The sequence below is a fragment of the Nocardia asiatica NBRC 100129 genome (genome assembly GCF_000308415.1).
In the GTDB taxonomy this organism is placed as follows: Bacteria; Actinomycetota; Actinomycetes; order Mycobacteriales; family Mycobacteriaceae; genus Nocardia; species Nocardia asiatica.
Genome location: NZ_BAFS01000344.1, coordinates 1 through 854, shown reverse-complemented (window position 1 = coordinate 854; position 854 = coordinate 1). Strand labels below are relative to the sequence as shown.

The following is an 854-nucleotide window of genomic DNA, read 5'->3' as shown; positions in this document are numbered from 1 at the left end:
CCCGACTACTTTCCCCAGTGGCTGACCGACCTGGTGCTGGGGCACTTCCCGGAGGGGGATCCGGATGCGATGCGGCGCAGTGCCGACGGCTGGTCGGACGCGGCGAACGCGCTGGTCCCGGTGCTGCATCGGCTCCGCGTGGCGTCGGAGCAGTTGGCGAAGGCGGTCGAGGGTGAGACCGGTGCGGCGATGCAGGAGCAGTACGGCAAGGTCATCGCCCACACCCAGGCGCAGATCGAGTTCAACAACGCCATGGCCGAGCAGTTGTACGAGAACGCCACGGCCATCGAGTACCAGCAGTACGTCCTGGTCGGCATCGCGGGAGCGCTGCTGGCCCAGGTGATCATCGATATGGCGATGCCTCCGCCGGGCAGCATCGTCAAGGCGATCGCCGATCGCGCCGAGGCGAAAGCGGGGATGGAACTCGCCAGGCGCGACTTGGTGCTGACCATGCTGGGGAAAGCGGCGCGGTTCATCGCCGAGCACCCCCGATTGGTGCTGGCCACGAAAGGCGTGTTCTTCGGAACGGCGATCGGCGGCGGAGTTCCCTATGTGGCGCAGCGGGTGCAGATGGCGCAAGGCCACCGGCAGACCGTGGACTGGGAGAAGGTCAGGATCGGCGCGGCCGCGGGAGCCGTCGGCGGATTGGTCGGCGTCGAGGTCGGTCGTCGTGTCGCGCCCGCGGCGATCCGGGCCGGTGGGCGTGTACTCGGCACCGTGGCCGCGGGCGGCGTGGGCGGTATGGCCGGTGGTCTGGCGGGCGGTCTGACCGCATACGGCCTGACCGGCGGCGAACTGCGCGGCAAGGACCTGGCCGCCATGGTGTGGACCGGGTTCGGCTCCGGACTGGCCGG

Annotated in this window: 1 protein-coding gene; it reads left to right on the top strand. The window is 69.9% G+C overall.

The genetic code is table 11. The features are described 5' to 3' along the window. Positions 1-854 (top strand): WXG100 family type VII secretion target (locus tag ON27_RS29315; RefSeq protein WP_043734784.1); only part of this gene is annotated, 854 nt, incomplete at both ends.